Annotated in this window: 27 protein-coding genes and 1 pseudogene; 12 read left to right on the plus strand and 16 right to left on the minus strand. The window is 61.2% G+C overall.

From position 1 onward, the window contains the following. Window positions 1-313 precede the first annotated feature (313 nt). Both ompR and V6607_RS01340 read left to right on the plus strand, forming a co-directional pair. A complete protein-coding gene (gene ompR / locus V6607_RS01335; protein WP_003213175.1) occupies window positions 314-1,054 on the plus strand; it encodes a two-component system response regulator OmpR in 741 nt (246 codons plus the stop codon). Window positions 1,055-1,170: 116 nt separating this feature from the next. Beyond that, a complete protein-coding gene (locus V6607_RS01340; protein WP_003213176.1) occupies window positions 1,171-2,484 on the plus strand; it encodes an ATP-binding protein in 1,314 nt (437 codons plus the stop codon). 124 nt (window positions 2,485-2,608) lie between these two features. On the opposite strand, the gene rimK is transcribed toward V6607_RS01340, so the two are convergent. Genes rimK through V6607_RS01355 form a run of 3 tightly spaced genes read right to left on the minus strand, consistent with a single transcriptional unit; the run spans window position 2,609 to window position 4,789 of the window. After that, window positions 2,609-3,514 (minus strand): 30S ribosomal protein S6--L-glutamate ligase, encoded by a 906-nt coding sequence (gene rimK, locus V6607_RS01345; protein ID WP_003213178.1) that lies wholly within the window; start codon window positions 3,512-3,514, stop codon window positions 2,609-2,611. Beyond that, window positions 3,511-3,960 carry an ATP-dependent zinc protease gene (locus V6607_RS01350; RefSeq protein ID WP_172834587.1) on the minus strand — a complete coding sequence of 150 codons (450 nt, stop codon included), beginning with the start codon at window positions 3,958-3,960 and terminating at the stop codon, window positions 3,511-3,513. The genes rimK and V6607_RS01350 overlap by 4 nt, the downstream gene beginning before the upstream one ends. Before the next feature lie 49 nt (window positions 3,961-4,009). Next, complete coding sequence (locus V6607_RS01355) at window positions 4,010-4,789, minus strand: EAL domain-containing protein (protein ID WP_134325546.1); 780 nt, start codon at window positions 4,787-4,789, stop codon at window positions 4,010-4,012. A gap of 116 nt (window positions 4,790-4,905) precedes the next feature. Here V6607_RS01355 and V6607_RS01360 point away from each other — a divergent pair, with 116 nt between their 5' ends. After that, window positions 4,906-5,313: a S4 domain-containing protein gene (locus V6607_RS01360; protein WP_003213184.1), complete on the plus strand. Its 408-nt coding sequence runs from the start codon at window positions 4,906-4,908 to the stop codon at window positions 5,311-5,313. A 42-nt stretch (window positions 5,314-5,355) separates the two neighbouring features. Here V6607_RS01360 and V6607_RS01365 read toward each other — a convergent pair whose 3' ends face one another. Further along, the gene (locus tag V6607_RS01365) at window positions 5,356-6,156 is read right to left on the minus strand and encodes a phosphatase PAP2 family protein (RefSeq protein ID WP_134325547.1); all 801 of its coding nucleotides are present in this window, start codon (window positions 6,154-6,156) and stop codon (window positions 5,356-5,358) included. Between the two features lie 125 nt (window positions 6,157-6,281). Between V6607_RS01365 and hslO the strand changes: the two genes are divergently transcribed. Then, entirely contained in the window at window positions 6,282-7,184 is a 903-nt protein-coding gene (gene hslO / locus V6607_RS01370; RefSeq protein ID WP_134325548.1) for an Hsp33 family molecular chaperone HslO, read from the plus strand. A 179-nt stretch (window positions 7,185-7,363) separates the two neighbouring features. After that, a complete protein-coding gene (locus V6607_RS01375; RefSeq protein WP_003213191.1) occupies window positions 7,364-8,905 on the plus strand; it encodes a phosphoenolpyruvate carboxykinase in 1,542 nt (513 codons plus the stop codon). 57 nt (window positions 8,906-8,962) lie between these two features. Here the strand turns inward: V6607_RS01375 and V6607_RS01380 are convergent, their stop codons facing one another. Continuing rightward, window positions 8,963-9,814: a DMT family transporter gene (locus V6607_RS01380; RefSeq protein WP_087692724.1), complete on the minus strand. Its 852-nt coding sequence runs from the start codon at window positions 9,812-9,814 to the stop codon at window positions 8,963-8,965. A gap of 39 nt (window positions 9,815-9,853) precedes the next feature. Here V6607_RS01380 and V6607_RS01385 point away from each other — a divergent pair. Further along, window positions 9,854-9,946: pseudogene (locus tag V6607_RS01385) on the plus strand (outer membrane lipoprotein carrier protein LolA); the annotation flags it as partial. On the opposite strand, the gene V6607_RS01390 reads toward V6607_RS01385, so the two are convergent. From V6607_RS01390 to V6607_RS01400, 3 genes are all read right to left on the minus strand, one after another. Then, window positions 9,936-10,289 (minus strand): DUF1493 family protein, encoded by a 354-nt coding sequence (locus tag V6607_RS01390; protein WP_134325549.1) that lies wholly within the window; start codon window positions 10,287-10,289, stop codon window positions 9,936-9,938. The pseudogene V6607_RS01385 and the gene V6607_RS01390 overlap by 11 nt on opposite strands. A 309-nt stretch (window positions 10,290-10,598) precedes the next feature. Then, the gene (locus V6607_RS01395) at window positions 10,599-11,192 is read right to left on the minus strand and encodes a putative adenosine monophosphate-protein transferase Fic (RefSeq protein ID WP_003213199.1); all 594 of its coding nucleotides are present in this window, start codon (window positions 11,190-11,192) and stop codon (window positions 10,599-10,601) included. Continuing rightward, a complete protein-coding gene (locus tag V6607_RS01400) occupies window positions 11,192-11,362 on the minus strand; it encodes a YhfG family protein (protein WP_003213201.1) in 171 nt (56 codons plus the stop codon). The genes V6607_RS01395 and V6607_RS01400 overlap by 1 nt, the downstream gene beginning before the upstream one ends. 209 nt (window positions 11,363-11,571) lie before the next feature. On the opposite strand from V6607_RS01400, the gene V6607_RS01405 reads away from it, so the two are divergent. The 3 genes from V6607_RS01405 to V6607_RS01415 all read left to right on the plus strand — a co-directional run bounded on the left by V6607_RS01405 (window position 11,572) and on the right by V6607_RS01415 (window position 14,973). Further along, window positions 11,572-13,509, plus strand: coding sequence for a RecQ family ATP-dependent DNA helicase (locus tag V6607_RS01405; RefSeq protein WP_134325550.1), 1,938 nt, complete (start codon window positions 11,572-11,574; stop codon window positions 13,507-13,509). Window positions 13,510-13,623: 114 nt separating this feature from the next. Continuing rightward, window positions 13,624-14,481 carry a M15 family metallopeptidase gene (locus tag V6607_RS01410; RefSeq protein WP_134325551.1) on the plus strand — a complete coding sequence of 286 codons (858 nt, stop codon included), beginning with the start codon at window positions 13,624-13,626 and terminating at the stop codon, window positions 14,479-14,481. 60 nt (window positions 14,482-14,541) lie between these two features. Beyond that, window positions 14,542-14,973 carry a thioesterase family protein gene (locus V6607_RS01415; protein ID WP_134325552.1) on the plus strand — a complete coding sequence of 144 codons (432 nt, stop codon included), beginning with the start codon at window positions 14,542-14,544 and terminating at the stop codon, window positions 14,971-14,973. A 165-nt stretch (window positions 14,974-15,138) separates the two neighbouring features. Here V6607_RS01415 and V6607_RS01420 read toward each other — a convergent pair whose 3' ends face one another. The 4 genes from V6607_RS01420 to V6607_RS01435 form a co-directional block, all read right to left on the minus strand. After that, window positions 15,139-15,621 (minus strand): YMGG-like glycine zipper-containing protein, encoded by a 483-nt coding sequence (locus V6607_RS01420; RefSeq protein ID WP_134325553.1) that lies wholly within the window; start codon window positions 15,619-15,621, stop codon window positions 15,139-15,141. A 231-nt stretch (window positions 15,622-15,852) separates the two neighbouring features. Beyond that, window positions 15,853-18,201 (minus strand): FdhF/YdeP family oxidoreductase, encoded by a 2,349-nt coding sequence (locus V6607_RS01425; RefSeq protein ID WP_102367895.1) that lies wholly within the window; start codon window positions 18,199-18,201, stop codon window positions 15,853-15,855. Beyond that, window positions 18,198-19,037 (minus strand): formate dehydrogenase accessory sulfurtransferase FdhD, encoded by an 840-nt coding sequence (gene fdhD / locus V6607_RS01430; protein WP_134325554.1) that lies wholly within the window; start codon window positions 19,035-19,037, stop codon window positions 18,198-18,200. The genes V6607_RS01425 and fdhD overlap by 4 nt, the downstream gene beginning before the upstream one ends. Before the next feature lie 95 nt (window positions 19,038-19,132). Further along, window positions 19,133-20,020 carry a LysR family transcriptional regulator gene (locus tag V6607_RS01435; RefSeq protein WP_134325555.1) on the minus strand — a complete coding sequence of 296 codons (888 nt, stop codon included), beginning with the start codon at window positions 20,018-20,020 and terminating at the stop codon, window positions 19,133-19,135. Window positions 20,021-20,150: 130 nt separating this feature from the next. Here V6607_RS01435 and lysM point away from each other — a divergent pair, with 130 nt between their 5' ends. Next, the gene (gene lysM / locus V6607_RS01440; protein ID WP_003213215.1) at window positions 20,151-20,591 is read left to right on the plus strand and encodes a peptidoglycan-binding protein LysM; all 441 of its coding nucleotides are present in this window, start codon (window positions 20,151-20,153) and stop codon (window positions 20,589-20,591) included. 120 nt (window positions 20,592-20,711) lie between these two features. On the opposite strand, the gene yrfG is transcribed toward lysM, so the two are convergent. Then, window positions 20,712-21,374 carry a GMP/IMP nucleotidase gene (gene yrfG / locus V6607_RS01445; RefSeq protein ID WP_003213217.1) on the minus strand — a complete coding sequence of 221 codons (663 nt, stop codon included), beginning with the start codon at window positions 21,372-21,374 and terminating at the stop codon, window positions 20,712-20,714. Window positions 21,375-21,461: 87 nt separating this feature from the next. Here yrfG and nudE point away from each other — a divergent pair, with 87 nt between their 5' ends. Continuing rightward, window positions 21,462-22,028 (plus strand): ADP compounds hydrolase NudE, encoded by a 567-nt coding sequence (nudE, locus tag V6607_RS01450; protein WP_076018169.1) that lies wholly within the window; start codon window positions 21,462-21,464, stop codon window positions 22,026-22,028. Then, window positions 22,025-22,861, plus strand: coding sequence for a 3'(2'),5'-bisphosphate nucleotidase CysQ (gene cysQ / locus V6607_RS01455; RefSeq protein ID WP_008435771.1), 837 nt, complete (start codon window positions 22,025-22,027; stop codon window positions 22,859-22,861). Before nudE ends, cysQ begins: the two co-directional genes overlap by 4 nt. A gap of 113 nt (window positions 22,862-22,974) precedes the next feature. On the opposite strand, the gene V6607_RS01460 is transcribed toward cysQ, so the two are convergent. Genes V6607_RS01460 through V6607_RS01470 form a run of 3 tightly spaced genes read right to left on the minus strand, consistent with a single transcriptional unit; the run spans window position 22,975 to window position 26,648 of the window. Then, window positions 22,975-23,430, minus strand: coding sequence for a YiiD C-terminal domain-containing protein (locus V6607_RS01460; RefSeq protein ID WP_003213222.1), 456 nt, complete (start codon window positions 23,428-23,430; stop codon window positions 22,975-22,977). A 27-nt stretch (window positions 23,431-23,457) separates the two neighbouring features. Further along, entirely contained in the window at window positions 23,458-24,843 is a 1,386-nt protein-coding gene (locus V6607_RS01465) for a sigma-54 dependent transcriptional regulator (RefSeq protein WP_003213224.1), read from the minus strand. Next, complete coding sequence (locus V6607_RS01470; protein WP_023659335.1) at window positions 24,840-26,648, minus strand: ATP-binding protein; 1,809 nt, start codon at window positions 26,646-26,648, stop codon at window positions 24,840-24,842. Before V6607_RS01470 ends, V6607_RS01465 begins: the two co-directional genes overlap by 4 nt. Between the last annotated feature and the right edge of the window lie 29 nt (window positions 26,649-26,677).

The following is a 26,677-nucleotide window of genomic DNA, read 5'->3' on the forward strand; positions in this document are numbered from 1 at the left end:
CAAGGCTCGCGAGGCTGGTTGAGCGGCCCGTCTGGCGCCGCTGCCTGGGTCAAGAGGCAGCCTATTGACCCTCGAAATCGAAAAAATCACTACAAGCGGGTGAAAAAAATCCCCTGGCAGTAAACGGTAACGAACTGACGTTGCCCTGCACAAAGGCGCCGCATTATAACCAGCGTTCTGCCCTTGGGGGGATTGCCGCCAAGGTTGTAGGGCGCGGGTTCGCTGGCGGTAGAGGAAAAATCTGCTAACAATGCACACGGTGCGTATAACGGCAGCTACGCCATAATGCGCGCCGAGATAAGAGGAGCATCTAATGAGCAGCACTGCACAAACTGCTGAAGGCGAAAAAATTCTCATCGTTGATGACGATCCGGGGCTGAGCAGCCTGCTGGAGCGTTTCTTCAACTCCAAGGGCTACCGTGCCCGCGCGGTGCCAAACACCGAACAGATGGACCGCCTGTTGGGACGTGAAGTCTTCAACCTGGTGGTGCTGGACCTGATGCTGCCCGGCGAAGACGGCCTGACCGCCTGCAAACGCCTGCGCGGCGCCAACAATCAGATCCCGATCATCATGCTGACCGCCAAGGGCGATGAGCTGAGCCGCATCAAGGGCCTGGAACTGGGCGCCGACGATTACCTGGCCAAGCCGTTCAACCCGGACGAGCTGATGGCACGGGTCAAGGCCGTACTGCGTCGCCAGGCCGCCCCGGTACCGGGCGCTCCAGGCAGCGAAGACGAAAGCGTGACCTTCGGCGACTATGAGTTGTCGCTGGCCACCCGTGAGCTCAAGCGTGGCGATGAAGTGCACATGCTGACCACCGGCGAATTCGCCGTGCTCAAGGCACTGGTGATGAACGCTCGCCAGCCGCTGACCCGCGACAAGCTGATGAACCTGGCCCGTGGCCGCGAGTGGGACGCCCTCGAGCGCTCCATCGACGTACAGATCTCCCGTCTGCGCCGGATGATCGAGCCCGATCCATCCAAGCCGCGTTATATCCAGACGGTGTGGGGTGTGGGTTACGTGTTTGTGCCGGATGGCACTGCAACCAAGTGACCGATGATTTGCAGAGGCGGGCGTGCCGGTGATGACTCGATAAGAGTCAGCCGGTTGCCCGGCGTTTGCAATTCTGCGAGCTTGGCTCGCTCCTGCAAGGTGTCCAGCTGTCTTTTATGAAAACCCCGTTGTGGTTCCCGCAGAGTTTCTTCTCACGCACCCTTTGGCTGGTGCTCATCGTCGTACTGTTTTCCAAGGCCCTGACACTGGTTTATCTGTTGATGAACGAAGACGTGCTGGTGGACCGGCAGTACAGCCACGGTGTCGCGCTGACCTTGCGCGCCTACTGGGCCGCAGATCCCGAGAACCGCGAGAAGATCGCCAAGGCCGCTACCCTGGTCCGGGTCGCGGGCGCGGGCGTGCCCGAGGGCGAGCAACATTGGCCCTACAGCGAAATCTACCAGCGCCAGATGCAGGCCGAACTGGGTGAAGACACCGAGGTGCGGCTGCGCATGCATGTGTCGCCGGCGCTGTGGGTACGAGCGCCGAGCCTGGGGGAGGACTGGCTGAAAGTGCCGCTGTATCCGCATCCCTTGCGGGGGCAGAAGATCTGGAACGTGCTGGGCTGGTTCCTGGCGATTGGCTTGCTTTCCACCGCGTCTGCCTGGATTTTCGTGCGCCAGCTCAACCAGCCGCTCAAGCGCCTGGTGTTTGCCGCACGCCAGCTGGGCCAGGGCCGCAGTGTGCGCCTGCCCATCAGCGATACGCCGAGTGAAATGACCGAGGTGTACAGCGCGTTCAACCAGATGGCCGAGGATGTCGAACAGGCGGGGCGCGAGCGCGAGCTGATGCTGGCGGGGGTGTCCCATGACCTGCGCACGCCGCTGACGCGTCTGCGGCTTTCCCTGGAACTGATGGGTAACCACACCGACCTTACCGACGACATGGTTCGAGACATCGAGGACATGGACGCGATTCTCGACCAGTTCCTGGCGTTTATCCGCGATGGCCGGGACGAGGTGGTGGAAGAGGTCGACCTGACGGACCTGGTACGTGAGGTGGTGGCGCCCTACAACCAGAACGGTGAGCAGGTGCGCATGCGCCTGGAGCCGATCCAGCCGTTCGCGTTGCGTCGGGTTTCGATGAAGCGCCTGCTGAATAACCTGATTGGTAACGCGCTGCATCACGCCGGTTCCGATGTGGAAGTAGCAGCCTACGTTTCCGGGGATACCAGCGCGCCTTACGTGGTGCTGAGTGTCATGGACCGTGGGGCCGGTATCGATCCGGCGGAACTGGAAGGTATCTTCAACCCGTTCACCCGAGGCGACCGTGCCCGGGGTGGCAAAGGCACGGGCCTGGGGCTGGCGATTGTGCGGCGGATTGCTTCGATGCATGGCGGCAATGTCGAATTGCGCAACCGGCCGGATGGCGGCCTGGAAGCGCGAGTGCGCTTGCCGTTGGGGCTGATGTTGCCCAGGGACGCGGTCTAAATGTGGGAGCGGGCTTGCTCGCGAAGGCGGTGGGCCAGTCCATAGAAATGTCGACTGATCCACCGCCTTCGCGAGCAAGCCCGCTCCCACACTGGTTTTGCGGTGCTTTATAGGTCGGGTGTATTCAGCCCTTGCCTTTGGTGCGCGTCATATTCGGCCCACCACTCTTCTCCAGATGCTGAATGATGATCCCCGCCACATCCTTGCCGGTGGTGGTCTCAATTCCTTCCAGGCCCGGTGACGAGTTCACCTCCATCACCAGCGGCCCGTGGTTGGAGCGCAATATATCCACACCCGCCACGCTCAACCCCATGACCTTGGCTGCCCGCAGTGCGGTCATGCGTTCTTCCGGGGTGATCTTGATCAGGCTGGCACTGCCGCCACGGTGCAGGTTGGACCGAAACTCACCCGGCTTGGCCTGGCGCTTCATCGCGGCAATCACCTTGTCGCCCACCACGAAGCAGCGGATATCCGCACCGCCGGCTTCCTTGATGTACTCCTGCACCATGATGTTCTGCTTGAGGCCCATGAACGCCTCGATCACCGACTCGGCCGCAGTCGCGGTTTCACACAGCACCACGCCGATGCCCTGGGTACCTTCCAGCACCTTGATCACCAGCGGCGCGCCGTTGACCATCTCGATCAGGTCGGGAATGTCATCCGGGGAGTGCGCAAAGCCGGTGACCGGCAAGCCAATGCCACGGCGCGACAGCAACTGCAGCGAGCGCAGCTTGTCCCGCGAACGGGCGATAGCCACCGATTCATTGAGGGGAGACACCCCCATCATTTCAAACTGGCGCAGTACCGCGCAGCCATAGAACGTCACGGAAGCACCGATACGCGGGATCACCGCATCGAAGCCTTCCAGCGGTTTGCCCCGGTAGTGGATCTGCGGCTTATGACTGGCAATGTTCATATAGGCGCGCAACGTATCGATCACCACCATCTCATGGCCACGTTCGGTGCCGGCCTCGACCAGGCGACGGGTGGAATACAGACGCGGGTTACGCGACAGCACAGCGATCTTCATGCAGCACCTGTGGCAGAGGTAGTAGAGACCGGGAACACCGGCTTGTCTTGAACGTATTTGACGCCGGGACTGACCACCAGTTGGCCGTCAATCAGGGCCTTGGAGCCCAGCAACAGGCGGTAACGCATGGCCTTGCGGCAGGCGAGGGTGAATTCCACCCGCCATACCCGATCGCCCAGGGCCAGGGTGGTGCTGATCACATACCGCACCTGGGCCTGGCCGTTGGAGCTTTTAATGGTTTTCATCGCCACCAGCGGTGCTTCGCAGCGCCGGTGACGCAGTTGCACCACGCTGCCCAGGTGCGCGGTGAAGCGCACCCACTTTGCACCGTCGCGCTCAAATGGCTCGATCTCGGTGGCATGCAGGCTTGAGGTACTGGCGCCGGTGTCGATCTTGGCGCGCAGGCCTGCCACTCCCAAGTCGGGAAGTGCCACCCACTCACGCAGACCCACAACGGTCAAATGGTCAAATGTCTTCAATATGAATAACCGGCAATTAATTCGCCCAGGCGGCGGGTGATACCTCGGCCAGGGCTTTGAATGCAGGCTTGGCGAACCAGTAGCCCTGCATCAGAAATATTCCACAGTCGGCGAGAAAGTCCCGCTCGCCGGCACTTTCGATGCCCTCGGCGATGACAGTAACGCCCAACTGCTCACAGATTGTGACAATCCCCCGGACGATCACCTGACGGACACGATCACGGTCGACATCGCGGATCAGCGCCATGTCGAGTTTGATCAGGTCAGGTTGGAAATCGGCCAGCAGATTCAGCCCCGAATAGCCCGCCCCGAAATCGTCGATGGCGGTCTTGAAGCCGAATTCGCGGTATTCACGCAGAATATTCGTCAAATGGCGATAGTTATCTACATGCTCGCTTTCCAGGGTCTCGAAAATCAGCCGATCCAACGGAAAATTATGCGCGCGGGCCGCCTCCAGGGTGCTGCGGATGCACAGTTCTGGTCGATAGACCGCATTGGGCATGAAGTTGATTGAAAGGTGCGTCTGCATGTTGAGTGTCGAAGCGGTGGCGATCGCGCGGGTGCGGCATTGCTGGTCGAAACGGTAGCGATTGCTGTCGTTGACCTGATCCAGCACCGACATCGCGCCCTCACCATTCACGCCGCGCACCAAGGCTTCATGGGCAAAGATCGACTGGTTACGCAGGTCCACGATAGGCTGATACGCAAAGGCGAACTCAAAGCCCAGCGGCTCACTTTGCTGGCAGCCCGCACAGGCTTGTTTGGGCGAGGTCAGTGAAATGGGAAAGTCGGTCACACGTTAACCTCGCGAAAACAGGATGCTACCTGGCGTATCTTAGGTGAGCTCAAGGGTTTATGCGTTGAAGGGTTTCAACGGTAAAGTTGCGACATTTTTCAGAGCGAGGAATTCAAGTGGCTCAGAAGCAGGAAGAGGAAGAAAAAGTCCGTTTGGACAAGTGGTTGTGGGCGGCGCGTTTCTTCAAGACCCGTGCCTTGGCCAAGGCGGCGATCGAGAGTGGCAAGGTGCATTGGCGCGGCGAGCGTTGCAAGCCCGGCAAGGAGCCACGCATCGGCGATGAGTTTCAGATCCGTGCCGGGTTTGATGAGCGAACCGTCGTGGTCCAGGCCCTTTCAATTGTGCGAAGGGGCGCTCCCGAGGCGCAGGCGTTGTATACCGAGACCGAAGCCAGCATCGCCAAGCGCGAAAACGCGGCGGCCATGCGCAAGGCCGGCTCCCTGGGCATGACCACCGACGGCAAGCCAAGCAAGAAACAGCGGCGCGACCTGTTCAAGTTTCGCGGCAGTGGCAATGATGATTAATCGGCAGACCGCAGGAGCCAGGCCGGCTCCTGCTATTCCAATTCAAACGCTGCGAATCACGCTCAAGCGATTAACCAGCGGTACTCGCCGAAACAACTCAAACACCGGGCCCGTCACTCGCACCAGCCCCCGCGAAACCTTCGCTGCAAAGGGCGTGTAGTAACCCCAGCCCAACGCCAACAGCGCCAGCAACACCCCACCGATATAATCGTCCTGCCCCCAATGCGCACCGGCTACCAGCCGCGGCATCATGAACAGCAGCGCCAAGCCCCAGATCACCAGCACCTGCCCGATCCGCTTGGCAAACACGGTCATGAACATCCCCCAGATCAACAATACCGATGCATGATCCCCCGGGAAGCTCTGGCTGGAGCGGTCCTTCAACTCCCATGTCTTCTCCAGGCCCGGGAAATAGTCGCTCATCTGAATCGCGCCGCTGATCACCATCGACGGGCTATGGTGTTGCCAGCCCATTTGCGCCGCCAGCTTGGAAAACAGCATGCGGATAAACAGCAACAGCAGCAAAATGCCCAGGAAGCCGAAAAACGCCTGGCGCACTTCAATCGCCTTGAACACCCAGTCGCCACGGATCAACAGCGTCAGCAGAATCACCCCGACCACCGCGTCAAACGGCCGCAAACTGGCCACCGCCCACACATGCAGCCACGCCGAGCTGCTTGCCAGCGGGTCATTGAGCAGATGAAACAGCCACTCGTCGAAAACCGTGCAGAGCGCCTGGCCCGCCGGCCAGAGCCAAAAACACAGCAGCCCCACAGCGAGTAAATTACACAGGGCCAATCGCCCGAGGTCCCACCTGGCTTGGAACAAACCCGGATTGTTCATAAACTGTTTCCTCTTTGCTTTAAAGCGCTTCGTTTTCCCGCAGAAGGCCGCACCAAAACGGTGCTAAAGCGTGTAATTCTATAAACCTTGTCATCTTTTTGTCATCAATTCAGATACCCAGACCTATGACTGATCTACCGGATACCGACTTCACCCAACGCTTCATCTTCGACGACAGCGACGCCCGCGGCGAACTGGTCGCCCTGGAGCGCAGCTATGCCGAAGTCCTCGCCAAGCACCCCTATCCGGAGCCGGTCGCGCAATTGCTCGGCGAACTGATGGCGGCTGCCTCGCTGCTGGTGGGCACCCTGAAGTTCGATGGCTTGCTGATCCTGCAGGCCCGTTCCGAAGGCCCGATCCCGCTGCTGATGATCGAATGCTCCAGCGAGCGCGAAATCCGTGGGCTGGCCCGCTACGACGCGGACCGCATCGCCGCCGATGCGACCCTGGCTGACCTGATGCCAGACGGCGTGCTGGCCCTGACCGTCGACCCGACGGTAGGCCAGCGTTACCAGGGTATCGTCGACCTCGACGGCGAAACCCTGTCCGACTGCTTCACCAATTATTTCGTGATGTCCCAGCAAGTGGGCACCCGCTTCTGGCTCAACGCCGACGGCAAGCGCGCCCGTGGCCTGCTGCTGCAACAACTGCCGGCTGACCGCATCAAGGACGAAGAAGACCGCGCCGACAGCTGGGCCCACATCACCGCCCTGGCCGGCACCCTGAAAGCCGAAGAGTTGCTGGGCCTGGATAACGAAACCATCCTGCACCGCCTCTACCACGAAGAGGCCGTGCGCCTGTTCGACGTGCAGTCCCTGCGCTTCCACTGCAGCTGCTCCCGCGAACGCTCGGCCACGGCCCTGGTCAGCCTGGGCCTGGAAGATGCGCAGGACCTGGTGGTGGAACACGGTGGCACCATCGAGATCGACTGCCAGTTCTGCAACCAGCGCTACCTGTTCGACGCTGCCGATATTGCTCAATTATTCGCCGGCGCGGGCGTAGATACCCCTTCAGGCACCCGCCACTAAAACGTTTAAGCACAGGTAAATCACCTGACAAACGCCGGATTTCCGCCGTTCTGACCGGAGGGCCCTACTCTTTTTGGGCTTTTCTGGCATAATCCGGCCCACTTTTTTCGCGGTAGTAGTGCGCAACTTTCTACTACAAAACGTTTGGAGCACTCGGCCACTGGCCGACGGGGAACCTCATGACGCAAGCCAATAACGCCGTATACACCGATCTGAGTGTTGACGATCTGGTCAAAGAAGCCCTGCAGCGCGGTGAAGGCGTGCTTGCCGATACCGGTGCGCTGGTCGTAGAAACCGGTCATCGTACCGGCCGTTCGCCAGTTGACCGCTTCATCGTTGAAGAGCCTTCCACCCAGGCTGCCATTGCCTGGGGCCCGATCAACCGCAAGTTCCCGGCCGACAAGTTCGATGCCCTGTGGGCTCGCGTCGAGGCATTCAACAACGCGCAAGAGCATTTCGTTTCCCACGTTCACGTAGGGGCTGCAGAAGACCACTACCTGGCCGTGAAAATGACCACCCAGACTGCCTGGCAGAACCTGTTCGGTCGTTGCCTGTTCATCAACCCGGCCCAGTACAACCCGGCCGGTCGTGAAGAGTGGCAAGTGCTCAACGTGGCCAACTTCGAATGCGTGCCAGAGCGTGACGGCACCAACTCCGACGGTTGCGTGATCCTCAACTTCGCCCAGAAAAAAGTCCTGATCGCCGGCATGCGTTACGCCGGTGAGATGAAAAAAGCCATGTTCTCGGTGCAGAACTTCCTGCTGCCGGCCTCCGACGTGCTGCCGATGCACTGCGCAGCCAACATCGGCGAAGCCGGCGACGTGACCCTGTTCTTCGGTCTGTCGGGCACCGGTAAAACCACCCTGTCCGCCGACGAAAGCCGCTACCTGATCGGCGACGACGAACACGGCTGGGGCGAAGGTGTGGTGTTCAACATCGAAGGCGGTTGCTATGCCAAGTGCATCGACCTGTCCGAGAAGAACGAGCCGGTGATCTGGAAAGCCATCAAGCACGGCACCGTGCTCGAAAACGTGGTGATCGACGATGCCAAGCACGCCGACTACACCAACGTCAGCCTGACCCAGAACAGCCGCGCCGCCTACCCGCTGGAGCACGTGGCCAAGCGTTCCGAGAAAAACCTCGGTGGCGAGCCAAACGCTGTGATCTTCCTGACCTGCGACCTGACCGGCGTACTGCCGCCCGTGTCGATCCTCAGCGAAGAACAAGCGGCCTACCACTTCCTGTCCGGCTACACCGCTCTGGTGGGCTCGACCGAAATGGGTTCGGGCGGCGGCATCAAGTCGACCTTCTCCACCTGCTTCGGCGCGCCATTCTTCCCACGCCCGGCTGGTGAATACGCAGAACTGCTGATCAAGCGCGTGCGTGGCTTCGGCTCCAAGGTCTACCTGGTCAACACCGGCTGGACCGGCGGCGGATACGGCGTTGGCAAGCGCTTCAACATCCCGACCACCCGTGGCGTGATTGCAGCGATCCAGAGCGGTGCGTTGATTGGTGCCGAGACCGAGCACCTGGATACCATCAACCTGGACGTGCCATTGGCTGTACCGGGCGTCGAGACTGGCCTGTTGAACCCACGTAACACCTGGGCTGACAAGGCTGCCTACGATGAAGCGGCGAAAGCGCTGGCGGGTCTGTTCATCGAGAACTTCAAGAAGTTTGAAGTGAGCGATGCGATCAAGGCTGCGGGTCCGAAGTTGTAAGATTCGGCCGTTGTGAAAAAGCCGCCCCTAGTGGGCGGCTTTTTTGTGGGCGAAGGATCAGTCGACGAGGTGCAGAACCACGGCTCCCACTAACACCAGCACCACACCGGTCACTTGCACCGCTGACAGCCGCTCCTTGAAAAACACAAACCCCAGAATCGCGGCGATCCCACCGGACAGGGTGCTGATCACCGTCACCACGGAAACCGACCCCGCCATTGCGCCCCACGAGAACGCCGAGAACCCACCCAGGTTCATCAGGCTCGCGCTGGTCAGCGTTGCGCAGTTTTTCAGCGGTGGGATTTTCAGGCCGTCTTTGATCTTAAGCACCATCAACACCAGGACGCACAGGCCAACCAAATACCCAAGCCAAAGCATCGTGACCGGGCCAAGCGTCGGCAGGGTGTAGCGGCCCTGTACCCAAAAGCTTGTGCCGTAGAGCAACGCTGCGAGCATCGCGTAGGCGATTGAGCGGCTGGAACTGTTGTGAGGGACGCCATTGTCCTTGTGAATGCTGGACAGGATCACGCCAATTACGCAGAGAGCGATGCAGCCGAGCTGGATCAGGCTGATGTGTTCGCCGCTGGCCCATGACAGCAAAGTAGTCACGACACCGTAGGACGTCACCAGCGGCGCGACAATCGCCGCTTTGCCCAGCGAGAAGGCCTTGGACAGCGCAAGGGCGCCGGAGACGGTCAGCAGGGCTGCTGCGGCTCCCAGGAGCCACACACTCAAAGGCGCCGCGAGGGATTTGACGAGGAAGGCCGGGAATATGACCAGCAGCAGGGTCATGATCAGGAAGCCCAGCGCCTGGCCGAAGTACACCGCGCGTTTGACGCCGACAGCTCGGGCGTTGAGGCCCACGAGGAAGTCCGTGCCGCCCCAGAGCAGGGCGGCCAGCAGGCCCATTAGTACGTCCATGTAAGGTCCTTGGTTGTAGGTGCGAGCTTGCTCGCGAAGGTTGTTAACGATAATGCGGGCTTTCAGGGGGAACGCGGCGCTCTCAGGTTTTTCGCGAGCAAGCTCGCTCCTACAGGTTTTCCAGGGTTTGCGTGTCCCAGCGTTGGGCCTTGATAGCCAGGTAAAGCATGCCGATGGTCAGCGGGATTTTGTCGCCGCGGCCTTTGGCTCTGTGCTTCAGGAAGACATCGAAGACGGGAGGTTGGAAATAACGATAAGCGTCGTAGTCGTTCAAGTCGACAGCGAAGTCTTGCTCCAGAGCTTCCATCAATTGATTGGCTTCGGTGCCGTCGCAGCCCAGTTCGAGGTTGATGGCGGTTTCAAGGCGCAACGTCTTATGTTCGGGCAGGCCAATTTCTTCATGCAGCAGTTGCAGGAGCTGCTGCATCGCGATGTCTTCGGGGAAGTTGGGGGCCAGGTTCATGGTGGTTACGCGAGAGTGGGTGGAGGCGACCGACTTTATCGATGGCACCGCGATCCTTCAAACGAAACTGGTCAAATGTGGGAGGCGGGCTTGCCCGCGATGGCGGTGTTTCAGTGGGAAAGGTGTTGTCTGACACTCCGCTATCGCAGGCAAGCCAGCTCCCACATTTGATCGTTCCCACGCTCCGCGTGGGAATGCATCCCGTGACGCTCCGCGTCACCAGTGTTCATGGCTTGGGTCGTGCGCGGATGACGGGACGCGGAGCGTCCCTGGCGGCATTCCCACGCGGAGCGTAGGGAACGATCGGGGCTAGCGCGGGGTGCTGATACACCGCTCGAAAATCGCCTCCAACCCCCGATAATCACACGCCACCGCATCAATGTTCGCCGGTATCCACGCTGCGTTCTTCACCAGCCACCAGTTCACTGAAAACCCGGCATTCACGATGATCTGCTCGAACAGAATCCGCTGCGCCCGGCCATTCCCTTCGCGAAACGGGTGGATCACGTTGAGGTCGCCATAGGCCTCGGCAATTTGCGTCACCAACTCCGCCTGGGTAACCCCGACAAACCAGTTGGCCTGCGCCATGTGCTGGATGATCTTGCTCGCCTCAGGCGGGATACGCTCCGGTGTGCAGAACAGCGTGTCGCCTTTCTGGATGTTGACCGTACGCAGTTCCCCGGCCCATTCGTAAATGTCTGCGAACAGGGTGCGGTGGATGTGTTGCAGGCGTTCCAGGTCGTAGGGCGGGGGATACAGCGGAAGGCTGCCGACAGCGATTTCAGACAGTTCCCGCTCGGCCTGGTGCAGGCGTTCTTCGTCGAACAAATCGAGGCGGTTACGCAGGACGCTGCTACCGGGGTAGCAGTACGGGTCCTGGCCCACGCCATATTTGTCGAGCATCAGCGTGGGGTGTTGCGGTACTTGGCGAGGACGGCTTCGCGGGTCGGCAGGGGTTTGTCGACGTCGGCGGGCTGGGTGTCGAACCCTTCCAGGCGCAGGCTGGCGAGGTAGTTGGAACGACGGATCTTGTCGTAGTGATCCTGCTTTTGCTCAAACGTCAGTTCGGCCATGACAGCGTCCTCTCGGTGCGAAGGTTGATTGTAGCGCAATGAGTTTCGAGATGCGTCCCGCGTAAGGTTGGAACGATTCTTACGGGTGCCTACTCCACCTCCCAGGCTGTGTATCATCCAGACTCTTTTTTCCTTGCGACCTTTCTCGATTCGCTGAATGCGCTGGTCTATGTTTTGGGCTCGTTCAGCGGTCAATGGAGTGACAGCTTATGCACAACACCCTCCAACAGGTCTTTGGTTATCCACAGTTTCGTTTGGGCCAGGAGGCGGTGGTCAGTGCCGTGCTGGCCGGCCGTTCGGCGGCGGCGATTTTTCCCACCGGTTCCGGCAAGTCCCTGTGTTATCAACTTTCCGCTGTGTTGCTGCCGCACCTGACGCTGGTGGTGTCGCCGTTGCTGGCGCTGATGCAGGACCAGTTGGGTTTCCTGCAGCGCCACGGTATCTCGGCGGGCAGCATCGACTCGGCCCAGAGCCACGATGATGCCAATGACGTCATGGCCCGGGCGCGTTCGGGCGAGCTGAAGATCCTGATGGTTTCCGTGGAGCGCTTGAAGAACGAGCGCTTTCGCAACTTCCTGCAAAGCGTGCCGATCTCGCTGCTGGTGGTGGATGAGGCTCACTGCATTTCCGAATGGGGCCATAACTTTCGCCCGGACTACCTGAAGCTGCCGGATTACCAACGCCAGTTCCGCATCCCCCAGGCGCTGCTGCTGACCGCCACGGCGACGCCCAAGGTGATCGCTGACATGCAGGCCAAGTTCGCCATTGCACCTGACGATGTGATCACCACCGGGTTCTACCGCTCCAACCTCAACCTGCTGGTTGAGCCCGTCAGTGGCCAGGACAAGCGACGACGGCTGGTGACGTGGATGCAGGAGCGAGCCAATCAGCCAAGCATCGTCTACGTCACGCTGCAAAAAACCGCGGAGCAGATTGCCGAGCATTTGAATCGCAATGGAATCCAGGCCGAGGCTTATCACGCGGGGCTGGCTCACGATAAGCGGGAAGCCATTCAGAAGCGATTCATGGGCGGGCAGTCCAACTGCATCGTCGCCACCATTGCCTTCGGCATGGGCATCGACAAAAGCGATATCCGCAACGTGGTGCACTTCGACCTGCCCAAATCCATCGAGAACTACAGCCAGGAAATCGGCCGTGCCGGGCGTGACGGGCAGCCGTCTGAGTGTCTGGTTCTGGCCAACCGCGACAGCCTGAATATCCTGGAAAACTTTGTGTACGGCGATACGCCGGAACAGGAAGGTATTCGCCGAGTCCTGGAGGAAATACAGGCGGTCCGTGCCGATGGACAGTGGGAGTTTATGCTCCGGTCACTGTCGGACCACAGCAACATCCGTGAACTACCGCTGAAGACCTTGCTCGTGCAGCTTGAACTCAAGGCTGTGATCGCGCCGCGCTACGCGTTTTATGCCGAATACCGCTTCAAGTATTTGATTGAACCAGAGGCATTGCTGGCGCGTTTTGCCGGCGAGCGGCAGCAGTTTGTCGCAGCGATTATCCAGGTCTGCAAACGGGCGAAAACCTGGGCGACGGTGGACTTCGACGCGCTGTATCAACAGCACCAGGCCGAGCGCAGCCGGGTGGTGAAGGCCCTGGATTACTTTCAGGAACAAGGCCTGATCGAGATGGAAAGCCGGCAGATGACCGAGGTTTACGCCCTGCTGAATACCGACTTCGATCCACAGGCGCTGAGCACGGAGTTATACACAGGCTTCAAGCAGCATGAGGTGACGGAGGTGGCGCGAATTCACGCCATGCTGGATCTGTTCGCGACACAGGAGTGCCTGGGTTACCGCCTGGCGCACTATTTCGGCGATGAAAACGCGCCCCGGCAGTGCGGGCACTGCTCGGTGTGCCACGGTAACGTCGCCCACTTGCCGGCGCCGCCGAGCTTGCCGCCGCTTGTGGATAAAAACTTTCTCGCGCTTTGCGGTGAATTTATCCACAGCCACCATGAGTACAGCGGCGACTTGCCAAGCGCGGAGCGGCTGACACGGTTTTTATGCGGTCTCAGCGTGCCGTTGTTTACCAAGCTGAAGGCACGAGGGATTCCAGGTTTCGCGGTACTGGAGGAGTATCCCTATGCAGAGGTTCGTGAATGGGCGGAGGCAGGGTTGGAGGCACTCTGATTTCCGGTCTTGAGGGTCGCGCTTTCCCTTCCAGTGGCAGACGCCGCCGACAGCCGGACCGTGCCCGCAGGTGAGAAGGTTTGACGCTTCACTTCTTCTGCAAAGGAATTGCCCATGGCTTTTGGTTTTTCTCGTGGTGTTGTCCCCGGCGTCTTGCTGTTCGCCGGGTTGCTGGTGGCACAAGGCACGCTGGCCTCGGTCATCCCGTTGAGCGTGAATGACTGTCGGCAGATGCAGCTTCGCAACACTATCACCGCCGCCAATCCATTGCCCTGCGCACGCCTGGCGCGGGTGACGTTCAGCTATGTGGACTTTGGCGGAGTGCTGCATAACAACGGGCAGCTCGTGGTGCTGGATGCCATCGCACCCCATGTGGAGGAGATCTTCAGGCAGTTGCTGCAACGTCGGTTCCCGGTGCATCAGGCGGTCAGGCTGGAAACCTATCGAGGCAACGACAAGGTCTCGATGGCCCGCAACAATACCAGTGGTTTTAATGGGCGCCAGGTCAGTGGCGCTTCGGGGTGGTCGCTGCACGCCTATGGCGCCGCAATCGACCTTAACCCTCTGCAAAACCCATTCGTTTTGTTCGGGCGTAACCCGCGAGGTGAATTCACCGGCCAGGCCACTGTTGAGCCCAGGGCAAGTACCGCGACTGCCGTTAACCGCCTGGATGCCCGCCCCGGCAAGCCGGCGCGCCCTGGCCGGGCAGAAGAGGTGATTGACCTGTTCGCCGAACACGGCTTTTTGACCTGGGGTGGTTATTGGGATTTTCCGCTGGATTACCAACACTTCCAGATCGGCCGGCGTTCGTTCGTGGAGTATCTGGCGCGGGTCACGCCGCAGCAGGCCAGCGCTGCAGTCGAGACCTATATCACCGCCTATCGCCAGTGCCTGCAGCAATCGGCCGAGACGGATCAAGCGCTCAAGCGTATGGCGTGCGTCCAGCAAACGATTGAGCAAAGCCCAACCTAGGCTTGCGGGTAGTGCTTGAACCCAGTATCAAGAGAGCCTCCTCCTACCCGGGTTTTACCGATGACCAACGTCATGCCACAACGCGCCGATTACCGCCACTTCCAGCCGATCATCACGCGCTGGCACGACAACGATGTATATGGCCATGTGAATAACGTCACCTACTACAGCTTCTTCGACACCGCGGTGAATACCTACCTGATCGAGCAGGGCGGGTTGGATATTCATGACGGCGAAGTGGTTGGGTTTGTGGTGAGTTCGGCGTGCGACTACTTCGCCTCGATTGCCTTTCCGGACCGCATCGAGATCGGCCTGCGGGTGGGCAAGTTGGGCAACAGTTCGGTGCAGTATGAGTTGGCGGTGTTCAAGGCGGGAGAAGAAGATGCCTGTGCTGCGGGGAGGTTTGTGCATGTGTTTGTGGATCGGGCGTCGAACCAGCCGGTGACGATCCCGGGGATGTTGCGCGAGGCGTTACAGCGATTGGTGATCTGAATACGATCTGCGAAGCAATGAAAATCCAATGTGGGAGCGGCGGTGCGACGATTCGACTTGCTCGCGAAGGCGTTGTATCAGCCAATACATCCGGCGACTGATCCACCGCCTTCGCGAGCAAGCCCGCTCCCACATTAAACCCGCGTTGTTCTTTCGATTCGCGTGTTACCGGTGGTGGCGATAGTGATGCTTGTTTTTGCGATGCCCATAAGCATGGCCGTGCCCGCGATGGTCATCGCGGTCATAACGGCGGTTATCACGCCCACGGTAACGACGATCATCGTCATCGCTCTTGTTGCCCATGTAGTTGCCCAGTGCACCACCGGCGCCACCGCCGGCTGCTGCGCCGATCAGGCTGCCGGTGCTGCCGCCGACACTGCGACCCACCACGTTGCCGCCGGCCGCGCCCAATGCGCCGCCAATGGCTGCTTCACCGCGGCTGCGCTTGTCTGCGCCCACCGCACTGCCGCCTGCGCCGCCAAGAGCCGCACCGATGGCTGAACCAGTGTTACCGCCCAACTGCTGACCTACGACAGAACCTAGAACCCCGCCCAATGCGCCGCCCACACCGGCTTCGGTGGTGCCACCGGCCATGGCTGCGCCACTGACCAGGCCAAGGGACAACAAGAGAATCGAGGAGAACTTCATAGAGGAACCTCAAGAGGATGACGGCGCGATCCTGAGGTTGTATCGAGACGGTGACAATCGAAACCCGACCAGTGGTATGGGTTGTATACAATTCTCTAAGTTACTGTTTTGTATGAGGAACTTAAGTGAGTTTTGCGAGTCTTTAGTTACTTCGGAACGGCCGCTTTTATGCAAAAGCGGCCTTTTTTGTGCCCGTAAGAAACTCGGGTGCTGTCTGTGGCGAGGTGTCGCTTAGGCCGACTTCGCCATGATCAAGCCGGTCGCACTCGCTGCTTCCAGGCGGATCGCCACAAACTTCGACGTTGGCGTATGGCTGCCATCCCCCGTGCTTTCCAGCGGCACCAGCGGATTCACTTCCGGGTAATAAGCCGCAGCCTGCCCCGCCGGAATATCAAATGCCAGCAAGGTAAAGCCCTTCACCCGACGCTCACGGCCGTCGTCCCAGATCGACACGATGTCAGCCTTCTGCCCCGGCTTGAAGCCCAGGCGGATGATGTCGGCTTCGTTGACGAACAACACATCCCGCTGGCCCTTGACCCCGCGATAGCGGTCGTCCAGGCCATAGATGGTGGTGTTGTACTGATCGTGGGAGCGCATCGACTGCATGATCAGGTCCGGCAATTGCCCGGTGTTGCGGGTGCGTTCGTGCACCAGGTCCTTGGGCAGGATGTTCGGGCGGAAGTTGGCGCGGCCCGACGGGGTGTTCCAGCGACGGGCGCCAGCCGAGTTGCCCAGGTAGAAACCGCCCGGGTTTTTCAGGCGCTCGTTGAAGTCCTTGAAGCCCGGAATGGTGTCGGCGATCAGGTCGCGAATACGGTCGTAATCGGCCACCAGCCAGTTCCAGTCCACCGGCTTGCTGCCCAGGGTGGCGGCGGCAATGCCCGCCAGAATCGCAGGCTCGGATTTCATCTGTTTCGACAGCGGCTGCAGCTGGCCGTTGGAGGCGTGGACCATGCTGAACGAGTCTTCAACGGTCACGGCTTGCGGGCCTTCGGCCTGGATGTCGATGTCGGTGCGGCCCAGGCATGGCAGGATCAGCGCGTCCTTGCCATGCATCAGGTGGCTGCGGTTGAGCTTGGTGCTGATCTGTACGGTCAGGTCGCAATTGCGCAGTGCTTCAAAGGTGCGTGGGCTGTCCGGGGTGGCTTGGGCGAAGTTGCCGCCTAGGCCGATAAAGACCTTGGAGCGGCCTTCGAGCATGGCGTGAATCGCTTCCACCACGTTGTGGCCGTTATCGCGCGGTACCTGGAACTGGAAACGACGCTCCAGGGAATCGAGGAACGCCACCGGTGGCCGTTCGTTGATGCCCATGGTGCGGTCGCCCTGCACGTTACTGTGGCCACGCACCGGGCACAGGCCTGCGCCCGGGCGGCCGATGTTGCCGCGCAGCAGCATCAGGTTGGCGATTTCCTGGATGGTCGGCACCGAGTGGCGATGCTGGGTGATGCCCATCGCCCAGCACATGATCACGTTCTTGCCTTTGGCGTACATGCGCGCCGCTTGCTCGATCTCCACCAGGGTCAGGCCGGACTGCTCGACGATTTCATCCCATGAGGTGTCGTCGATCTTGCCCAGGTAATCCAGCACGTTGGCGGTGTGTTCGTTGAGGAAGTCGTGGTCGAACACGGCCTCCTTGCCTTCGGCCTGGGCCTGGCGTTCCCACAGCAGCAGGAACTTGGCCATGCCTCGCAGGATGGCCATGTCGCCTCCCAGCGCCGGGCGGAAGTAGGCGGTGTTGGTTGGCTTGTCGCCGTTGGTGAGCATTTCCAGCGGGTGTTGCGGGTGCTGGAAGCGTTCCAGGCCACGCTCTTTCAGCGGGTTGATGCACACCACCTGGGCGCCGCGTTTTACCGCTTCGCGCAGTGGCTCCAGCATGCGTGGGTGGTTGGTGCCGGGGTTCTGGCCCCAGACGAAAATCGCGTCCGCATGCTCGAAGTCATCGAAGGTCACGGTGCCTTTGCCCACGCCCACGCTTTGCGCCAGGGCGACGCCGCTGGCTTCGTGGCACATGTTCGAGCAGTCCGGGAAGTTGTTGGTGCCGTAGGCGCGCACAAACAGTTGATACAGGTAAGCCGCTTCGTTGCTGGCCCGGCCCGAGGTATAGAACTCGGCCATGTCCGGGTTTGGCAGCGCATTGAGGTGCTTGCCGATCAAGTCGAAAGCCGATTCCCAGCTGATGGGTTTGTAACGGTCGGTTTCGGCGTCGTAGCTCATCGGCTCGGTCAGGCGGCCCTGGTACTCAAGCCAGTAGTCGCTCTGCTCCAGCAGCGCGCTGACGCTGTGCTTGGCGAAGAATGCCGCGTCGACCCGGCGCTTGGTGGCTTCCCAGTTGACCGCCTTGGCGCCGTTCTCGCAGAACTTGACCATGCCGCTTTCCGGCGAGTCGCCCCAGGCGCAGCCCGGGCAGTCGAAGCCGCCGTTCTGGTTGGTCTTGAGCATCATGCGGATGTTTTTCAGCGCGTTGTCGCTGGTCAGCCAGGCTTGCGCCACGCTGATCAGTGCGCCCCAACCACCCGCCGGGCCTTTATAGGGCTTGTAGCGCGGGGTGGGTTTGTCGTCGGCTTGATGATGATTACTCACGCTTGATTCTCCATCGCAGGGCTATAGACCCGCGGCGCACTTTTCTGCGGCAGGTGGATGAGATTGAGGTTGTGCCGGCGAGCCCATTGCAGGGCCAGGCCGGTGGGCGACGACAGGCTGACCAGGGTCTGGATGCCCGCACGCAAGACTTTCTGGATCAGTTCGAGGCTGCAGCGACTGGTAACAATCGCCAGGCCGCCGTCGGTCGGAATCTTTTGGCGGATCAGCGCACCGATCAGCTTGTCGAGGGCGTTATGCCGGCCGATGTCTTCACGGCCCAGCAGCAATTCGCCCTGGTTGTTCATGAACACCGCCGCATGCACCGCGCCGCTGTACTGGCCCAGCGGTTGGAACGCGCTGATGCGCTGGCGCAGGCCATCCAGCCATTCGGCAGGCGGCAACGGCGCGCCGGGCAACACCTTGAGGTTGGGCAGCGCCTGCTCCACGGCTTCTACGCCGCACAGCCCACAGCCACTGGTGCCGGCGAGTTGCCGGCGCTGCTGCTTCATATTCCAGAACGCGCGGCTGGAAATCTGCACCTGAGCGTATTGGGTCGAGCCCGAACCGCTGATTTTCAGGTCATAAATGTCGCTAACGTCTTCGATAATGCCGCTACCGATGCTGAATCCGACAATAAAGTCTTCAAGATCGGTCGGCGTCACCAGCATCACCGCCTGGCTGATGTCGTTATAGGCAATCGCCAACGCGACTTCCTCGGCAAGCGCGGTGCTGTCCGATTCGGTGTGTTCGAGATTACAAAACTGGTAGCTCTGGCTGGCGGCGGGCGCGGGCGTTTCGAGGGCGGGCGCCGCGCAGACTGGGCGCTGGGCGTTCATTGGGCATTACCACCGGGAGTATTCAGCTGTAAGACTAGGCGCGACAAAGGGTCGCGTCTAATCGTCAGTACTGATCTACCGATAGATGCCGTCGATCAAGTCTCGATCAGCGATTTCTGATACAGCGCAAAACACGCTTCCGCCAAGGCCGAACGGGGTGCACTGCGGCGCATGATCAACCCCAGGCGAGCCAAAGTTTGAGCGTCTTCAATGGGTTGCAGGCGCAGGTGCTCGGTGAGGGCATCGAGGCCGCCGTCCAGTGGCATCACCGCGCAACACAGGCCGCCGTGCACCGCTTGTAACAATTGATGGACGGCATCGGTCTGTAACAGTGGCTGCGGGTTGAGGCCACGGCTGTGGAAATTGTGGTCGATGGACTGGCGAAAGTGCATGCCGCTGGTGAGCATGCCCAGGGGCAGTTCGATCAGCGCCTCCCAACTCAGGGGCTTGTCGCCGAAGCTGAAGAACCGTTGGTCGTACAGCAGGCCCATGCGGGTTTCGCCCAGGGCCAGGGAGTCGAAACGTTCGGCGTCCAGGCGCTCGAGGTACGACACACCGAGGTCCAGGCGGTTGCTGGCAAGTTGTTCAAGGATTTGCTCGGAGCTTAACGCGGACAACTCAAAGCGCAGGCTGGGGTGTTCCTTGTGCAGCTTCTGCATCAACGCCAGCGGATCGAAGCTCGACAACGGCACCACCCCCAGGCGCAACGTGCCTACCAGGTTGCCGCGACACGCAGCGGCCTCGGCCTGCAAGCCGTCATAGGCCGCCAGCACCGTGCGTGCCCAGGCCAGCACGCGTTCGCCGGGGGCGGTAAAGCCTTCGAAGCGCTGCCCGCGATTGACCAGCGGCAACTGCAGCTCTTCCTCCAGGCTGCGCAGGCGCATCGACAGGGTCGGCTGGGTGATATGGCAGCGCGCCGCCGCCTGGCCGAAGTGACGGGTTTCGTCGAGGGCGATGAGGAATTTCAGCTGTTTGATGTCCATCTTCGCTCCGGGCTTATTCCAATGCGGTGGGATTCTAGCGTGTTTGGGTCTTTGGTCAGGCTGGAACCCAATTCTGTAGGACTGGTCTAGTCTTTGGCATCTGGAAATTAAATCCCAAGGAGAGTGCACCATGAGTCTTTTAAGCTTTGTTAAGGAAGCAGGCGAGAAGTTGATTGACCTGTTGACACCGGGTAATGCCAACGCGAGCGAGCAGTTAAAAGAGCACGTGGCCAAGGTTGGATTGGGTAACCCCAATGTGCAAACCACCGTCGACGGTGACAAGGTGACCGTGACAGGTGAAGTCGCCAGCCAGGAAGAGAAAGAGAAGATATTGCTGGCGCTGGGCAACATCGCCGGCGTTGCGAGTGTTGATGACCAGATCACCGTTTCCGGTCCTGCTGTCGCGGCGGCCCGCTTTGTCGTGGTGAAAAAGGGCGACACCCTGAGCGCTATTTCGCTGGCGGTGTATGGCAACGCCAACCAGTACAACAAAATCTTCGAGGCCAACAAGCCGCTGCTGTCCCATCCGGACAAAATCTACCCAGGGCAGACGCTGCGTATTCCTGAGTAATCCGCGGACCCAATGTGGGGGCGGGCTTGCTCGCGAAAGCGGTGGATCAGTCAATATATTCAGTGGCTGACACACCGTATTCGCGAGCAAGCCCGCTCCCACATTGGACCTTCAGTGTTGTTACAAACCTACGATCAAGTCCCGGTAATCCCCAACCGCCGCAAACTCCGCCGTGTCCTTGGGCCCCTTCCGGCTGTCCGGTTCCTTCACCGCCAGCAAGTGCCCCACGCCAAAATCCCGGGCGCTGCGCAGGATCGGCAAGGTGTCGTCGATAAACAGGCTGCGGGCCGGGTCGAAGGCGATGTCGGCGTGCAGGGCGTCCCAGAACTGCGGGTTTTCCTTGGCGAAACCATAGTCATGGGAGCTGATCAGTCGCTCGAAATAAGGCGCCAACTCGATGCGTTCCAGCTTCAACGACAGCGAATCCCGATGGGCGTTGGTGATCAGGATCACCCGCTTGCCCGCCTGTTTGATCGCCGCCAGGAAGGTGTCGGCATCCGGGCGCAAGGCAATCAGGTGTGCGGTTTCCAGCTTGAGCTCGCGCACCGGGATCTTGAGTTCGGCGCTCCAGAAATCCAGGCAATACCATTGCAACTGTCCGGCGTTACGCTCGAACAGCGGCTGCAGCTCCATCTCGGCCATGGCCCGGCTCACACCATGCAACTCGGCATAGCGCTGGGGCAGGTGCTCCATCCAGAAATGGTTGTCGAAGTGCAGGTCGAGCAAGGTGCCGTCCATGTCCAGTAGGACGGTGTCGATGGCGTGCCAGGGCAATGGAGGCATAAAGAACACTCATGTAAGAAAAGATATCCGACACAGACAATCGGAAAAGCCACGGTATAGTAACCCGATCACGCCAAGGAGCCGCTCATGCGCCAGAAACCCACCGTCCTCGCCCGCGAAATAGTCGCCAGTAGCCGTTTGTTCCGCGTGGAGGAAGTGCAATTGCGCTTTTCCAATGGCGTGGAGCGGACCTACGAGCGCCTGGTGGGCAGGGGGGCCGGTTATGGCGCGGTGATGATCGTGGCGATGATCGACTCGGACCATGCGTTGCTGATCGAAGAATATTGCGGCGGCACCGACGAGTATGAACTGTCACTGCCCAAGGGCCTGATCGAACCGGGCGAAGACGTGTTGGCGGCAGCCGACCGTGAGCTCAAGGAAGAAGCCGGTTTCGGCGCCCACCAGTTGGAGCACATCACCGAGCTGTCGCTGTCCCCCGGCTACATGAGCCAGAAAATTCAGGTGGTGCTGGCCACCGAACTGTATGAAGAGCGCCTGGAAGGCGACGAGCCCGAGCCGATGCGCGTCGACCGGGTCAACCTGCGGGAGCTCTCGCAGTTGGCGCAGAACGAGCAGTTCAGCGAGGGCCGCGCGTTGGCCGCGCTGTACCTGGTACGCGACCTGTTGACTCAACGTGGAGCGTTCCAGCCATGAGCGAACTGTTCCTGGGTCACCCGTTTATTGCCCCCGCGATCGAATTGGCCCGCCAGGCTGGCGAGGTCATCCTGCCGTATTGGCGCGCCGATGTTGCCGTCACCACCAAGACCGATGATTCACCGGTCACTGCCGCCGACTTGGCTGCCCATCACTTGATCCTCGCCGGGCTGACTGCGTTGGACCCGAGCATTCCGGTGCTCTCGGAGGAAGACGCCGACATTGACCAGAGCGTGCGCGCCGGTTGGCAGCGCTGGTGGCTGGTGGACCCGCTGGATGGCACCAAGGAATTCATCTCCGGCAGCGAGGAGTTCACCGTCAACATCGCGCTGATCGAAAAAGGTCGCGTGGTGTTCGGTGTGGTGTCGATGCCTACCAGCGGTCGGTGCTACTTCGGGGGTGCCGGGCTGGGTGCCTGGCGTTCCGATGTAGGTGCTGCGCCCAAGCAAATCCAGGTGCGCCAGACCCCGGCGAGCGGTGAAGCATTTACCGTGGTTGCCAGTCGTCGCCATACGAGCCCTGAACAGGATCGCTTGCTCGCTGGCTTGAGTGCCGGATTGGGCGAGCTGAAGCTGGCCAATATCGGCAGTTCTTTGAAGTTTTGCCTGTTGGCTGAGGGCAGCGCCGATTGCTATCCGCGCCTGGCGCCCACCTCGCAGTGGGACACGGCGGCCGCGCAAGGGGTGCTGGAAGGGGCGGGTGGGGAAGTGCTGGAGCTGGATGGGCAGCCTTTCAGTTACCCGGCGCGGGCGTCGTTGTTGAACCCGTTCTTCCTGGCATTGCCGGCTAAAGCGGAGTGGCGTGAGCGGTTGCTGACCCTGGCCCGGTCTTAAGCACAGCGCCGATCAAAAATGTGGGAGCGGGCTTGCTCGCGACGGCAGTGTGTCAGTCACCAGATGTATTGGCTGATCCGCCGCTTTCGCGAGCAAGCCCGCTCCCACATTTGTTATGTGTGCAGGACGTACTGCCCGGTAAAGGCCACGGCCCGCTCTTCACTGCCCTCGTTGACGATCCACGTCTCCAGCGCCAAGCGCGCCCGGCCATAACGCTTGTAGGTGGCGACGAATCGCTTCCACACCTTGTCATCAGGCGCCTGGCAAATCGCCGTCGCATCGGTAGTCACCGGCAGCGGATAACTGATCTGCCCTTCCTGAATCACGATGTGCCCGTCTTCAATCCCTTCCTCGCGCAACTGCAAATGCAGCCAGCCCCAACCTGCCAGCACGGCGCCGCAATACAGGCTGCCGCCAAACATGGTGCTCTTGTGGTTGATGTTGGCGTCGAGAGGCAAGCGCAGTTGCAGCTGCCGGTCCTGCCAGTCGATAACCTTGAGGCCCATTTCCCGGGTCAGGGGAATGTCGTGGTGAAGGATCGATTCCAGGTAACGGCTATCGCGACTCATGGTGGCCTCGTGGCAGGGGGAAAAGGGTCATTCGTCGTCAGCGTGACTGTTGCCGCTGTCAGCGAAGTTCAGCCCGTGCTTGCGCAGTTTGTCGTGCAGGGTTTTACGCGGCACGCCCAATGCCTCGGCGAGGCTGCGCATGGAATTGTGGGTGCGCGCCAGTTCGGCGGCGATCAGGCTTTTTTCAAACTGTTCGACCTGTTCGCTCAAGCCGCCGGGCGTGCTGGTGAGGATGCCCGGCGAAGGGCTGTCCGGGGTGCTGTCCAGCGCCAGTTCAAGGCCCAGGGCGAAACGCTCGGCGGCGTTTTGCAGCTCGCGCACATTGCCCGGCCAGCTGTGACGCAACAACAGCGCGCGCTGGCCCGGTTGCAGCTCTTTCATCGGTAGCCCGTGGCGCGTGCTGGCTTCGTCGGCAAAGTGCTGGAACAGCATCAGCGCATCCTCACCCCGTTCGCGCAGCGGTGGAATGCGCAGCGGCGCAACGTTGAGGCGGTAATACAAGTCCGCCCGGAAGCGCCCCTGGTCGGCGGACTGGCGCAGGTCTTCCTTGGTGGCGGCGATGATGCGGATATCCAGCGGGATCAGCTGGTTGCCCCCCAGACGCTCGACCACACGCTCCTGCAACAGCCGCAGCAGCTTGACCTGCACATCCAGGCTCATGCTTTCGATTTCGTCGAGAAACAGCGTGCCGCCGTTGGCGAATTCGAATTTGCCGATGCGCCGCTTCTGGGCGCCGGTAAAGGCCCCGGGCTCATGCCCGAACAACTCGCTTTCCACCACCGACTCGGCCAGGGCGCCGGCGTTGATCGCCACAAACGGGCCGCTGCGGCGGTTCGACAGATCGTGCAGCGCACGCGCTACCACTTCCTTGCCGGCACCGGTTTCACCGAGGATCAGCACATCAGCCTTGGTCGCCGCCAGCGCGCCAATCTGCTCGCGCAGGCGCAGCATTTGCGGGGAGTGGCCCACCAGGCGTGTACTCAATTGCTGACGGTCGCTCAGGGCCAGGCGCAGGCTGCGGTTGTCCAGCACCAAGCGGCGCAGGGCCAGGGCGCGGCGCACGCTGTCGAGCAGGGCGTCACTGGCGAAGGGTTTTTCCAGGAAGTCGTAGGCGCCGGTGCGCATCGCCTGCACCGCCAGTGGCACGTCGCCGTGGCCGGTGATCAGCAGTACCGGCAGCTCCGGGTCCTGGGCGTGGAGTTCCTTCAACAGTTCCAGGCCGTCCATGCCGGGCATGCGGATGTCGCTCACCACAACCCCCGGCCAATCCCGGGACAGGCGCGCGGTCAGGCCCTGGGCTTCGCCGAGGGTCAGGACTTTCAGCCCGGCCAGGTCCAGGGTCTGGCAGAGGGCCTGACGCAGGTGTGGATCATCGTCGATCAACACCACCTGAATCTGGTTATCGATACTCATACACTGCGGTCCTCGGACGGTTGCAGACTGACACCCGGTGCTCCGGCGCGCAGTTTCAAGGTTAACAGTGCGCCGCCTTCCTTGTGGTTGGCGAACAACAGTTCACCGCCAAAGGCGCGCATCAGGGTGTCGCAGATCGCCAGGCCCAGCCCCAGGCCCTGGGTGCGGGTCTTGGTGGTGTAGAAGGGCTCGCTGGCGCGGCCCAGGGCTTCCATGCAGAAACCCGGGCCGTTGTCGCGAATGTACAGGTTGACGCCCTGTTCGGTGGTTTGGGCACTCAGCCAGAGTTTGCGCGGCGGGCCTTTTTCGGTCAGGGCGTCCAGAGCGTTGGCCAACAGGTTGCCCAGCACCTGGCGCAGGCGGGTTTCGCCGGCCGCCACCCACAAGGTGGCCTCGGGCAGGTCGCGGATCAGTTCCACTTCCATTGCCCGCCGCCGCTTGGCCAGCAGCGCCAGGGCATCGTCCAGGGCCGGTTGCAGGGCCACGCTTTCCGGCGCATGCCGGTCGCGCCGGGCGAAGGCGCGCAAGTGAGCGATGATCGAGGCCATGCGCCCGGTCAGTTCGCTGATCAGTTTGAGGTTGCCACGGGCGTCGTCGGTGCGCTCATGGTCGAGCAAAATCCCGGCGTTTTCCGCGTAGCTGCGAATCGCCGCCAACGGCTGGTTGAGTTCATGGCTGATACTCGCCGACATGGTGCCCAGCGCCGACAACTTGCCGGCCTGCACCAGGTCGTCCTGGGCGCGCACCAGTTCCTGCTGGGCATGTTCGCGTTCCAGCACTTCCTGCTTCAGCCGTCGGTTGAGGCCTTCCAGGTCGCTGGTCCGCTCGATCACGCGCATCTCCAGCTCGCGACGGGCCTTGGCTTCGAAGGCGATGCGTTCCAGGTAGTGACGACGGCGCTGCATCATCAGGCCGAGCAACAGCATCAGCACCAGCAAGGCGGCGCCACCCACCGCGACCACGGTGCGCACCGGGCGGCTGATCAAGGTGCGCGGCGCGAGAATCTCGACTTTCCAGCCGGTTTCGGCGATGTCGGTGGATTGGCGCACCCACGCCGTCGGGCTGAGGCTCAGCGGCTGCGGGTCGCGGGTCGGATAGGGCTGGATGGCGATGATGGCGCGGCGTTCTTCATCCGTCAGCGGCCGGGTGGCACGAAAGCGCCATTGCGGGCGCGAGGTCAGGATCACCACGCCGTTGTGGTCGGTGACCAGCAGTTGTTCGGGGGTGTTGCCCCACAGGCTTTCGGTGTGGTCCAGGTCGACCTTCACCACCAGCACGCCGATGATCTTGTCACCATCTCGCACAGCGGCGGCGAAGAAGTAACCGCGTTTGGCCGAGGTGGTGCCCAGGCCGAAGAAGCGCCCGAGGCGCCCGGCCATGGCTTCGCTGAAGTAGGGGCGAAAGGAAAAATTACGCCCGACGAAGCTGTCCTGCTTGTCCCAGTTGGACGCGGCGAGGGTCTTGCCGGTGGTGTCCATCAGGTACATCACTTCCACCCCGGCCTGGGCGGCGACGTCCTTGAGCAGGTGGTTGGCGTTGACCAGGTTGGTGCTGACGTGAGGCGCGTCGATGGCGGTGCGCAGGGCCGGCAGGTCACCGAGGATTTGCGGCAACACTTCGTAGCGGTGCAGGGTGCCCAGCAGGTTGGCGACGTACAGGTCCAGCGTCTGGCGGTTCTGGCCGGCCAGTTCGTTGCGGTAATAACGCTCGGCCAAGTGCTCCAGCGGCCACAACAGCGGTGCCAGGCATAGCGCCAGCAATGCCAGGCTGCGCCAGCGGGGTCTTCGCGGAAGGGGTGGAGTCATGGGAGTCATGCGCCTGTGGGTACAGGCGC

This window comes from Pseudomonas sp. KK18, assembly GCF_037094675.1.
Classification (GTDB): Bacteria; Pseudomonadota; Gammaproteobacteria; order Pseudomonadales; family Pseudomonadaceae; genus Aquipseudomonas.

Coding starts and splice junctions, on each gene's coding strand:
- ompR (WP_003213175.1), top strand. CDS start 314: ATGAGCAGCACTGCACAAACTGCTGAAGGCGAAAAAATTCTCATCGTT.
- V6607_RS01340 (WP_003213176.1), top strand. CDS start 1,171: ATGAAAACCCCGTTGTGGTTCCCGCAGAGTTTCTTCTCACGCACCCTT.
- rimK (WP_003213178.1), bottom strand. CDS start 3,514: ATGAAGATCGCTGTGCTGTCGCGTAACCCGCGTCTGTATTCCACCCGT.
- V6607_RS01365 (WP_134325547.1), bottom strand. CDS start 6,156: ATGAACAATCCGGGTTTGTTCCAAGCCAGGTGGGACCTCGGGCGATTG.
- hslO (WP_134325548.1), top strand. CDS start 6,282: ATGACTGATCTACCGGATACCGACTTCACCCAACGCTTCATCTTCGAC.
- V6607_RS01375 (WP_003213191.1), top strand. CDS start 7,364: ATGACGCAAGCCAATAACGCCGTATACACCGATCTGAGTGTTGACGAT.
- V6607_RS01380 (WP_087692724.1), bottom strand. CDS start 9,814: ATGGGCCTGCTGGCCGCCCTGCTCTGGGGCGGCACGGACTTCCTCGTG.
- V6607_RS01390 (WP_134325549.1), bottom strand. CDS start 10,289: ATGAACCTGGCCCCCAACTTCCCCGAAGACATCGCGATGCAGCAGCTC.
- V6607_RS01395 (WP_003213199.1), bottom strand. CDS start 11,192: ATGCTCGACAAATATGGCGTGGGCCAGGACCCGTACTGCTACCCCGGT.
- V6607_RS01400 (WP_003213201.1), bottom strand. CDS start 11,362: ATGGCCGAACTGACGTTTGAGCAAAAGCAGGATCACTACGACAAGATC.
- V6607_RS01405 (WP_134325550.1), top strand. CDS start 11,572: ATGCACAACACCCTCCAACAGGTCTTTGGTTATCCACAGTTTCGTTTG.
- V6607_RS01410 (WP_134325551.1), top strand. CDS start 13,624: ATGGCTTTTGGTTTTTCTCGTGGTGTTGTCCCCGGCGTCTTGCTGTTC.
- V6607_RS01415 (WP_134325552.1), top strand. CDS start 14,542: ATGACCAACGTCATGCCACAACGCGCCGATTACCGCCACTTCCAGCCG.
- V6607_RS01420 (WP_134325553.1), bottom strand. CDS start 15,621: ATGAAGTTCTCCTCGATTCTCTTGTTGTCCCTTGGCCTGGTCAGTGGC.
- fdhD (WP_134325554.1), bottom strand. CDS start 19,037: ATGAACGCCCAGCGCCCAGTCTGCGCGGCGCCCGCCCTCGAAACGCCC.
- V6607_RS01435 (WP_134325555.1), bottom strand. CDS start 20,020: ATGGACATCAAACAGCTGAAATTCCTCATCGCCCTCGACGAAACCCGT.
- lysM (WP_003213215.1), top strand. CDS start 20,151: ATGAGTCTTTTAAGCTTTGTTAAGGAAGCAGGCGAGAAGTTGATTGAC.
- yrfG (WP_003213217.1), bottom strand. CDS start 21,374: ATGCCTCCATTGCCCTGGCACGCCATCGACACCGTCCTACTGGACATG.
- nudE (WP_076018169.1), top strand. CDS start 21,462: ATGCGCCAGAAACCCACCGTCCTCGCCCGCGAAATAGTCGCCAGTAGC.
- cysQ (WP_008435771.1), top strand. CDS start 22,025: ATGAGCGAACTGTTCCTGGGTCACCCGTTTATTGCCCCCGCGATCGAA.
- V6607_RS01460 (WP_003213222.1), bottom strand. CDS start 23,430: ATGAGTCGCGATAGCCGTTACCTGGAATCGATCCTTCACCACGACATT.
- V6607_RS01465 (WP_003213224.1), bottom strand. CDS start 24,843: ATGAGTATCGATAACCAGATTCAGGTGGTGTTGATCGACGATGATCCA.
- V6607_RS01470 (WP_023659335.1), bottom strand. CDS start 26,648: ATGACTCCACCCCTTCCGCGAAGACCCCGCTGGCGCAGCCTGGCATTG.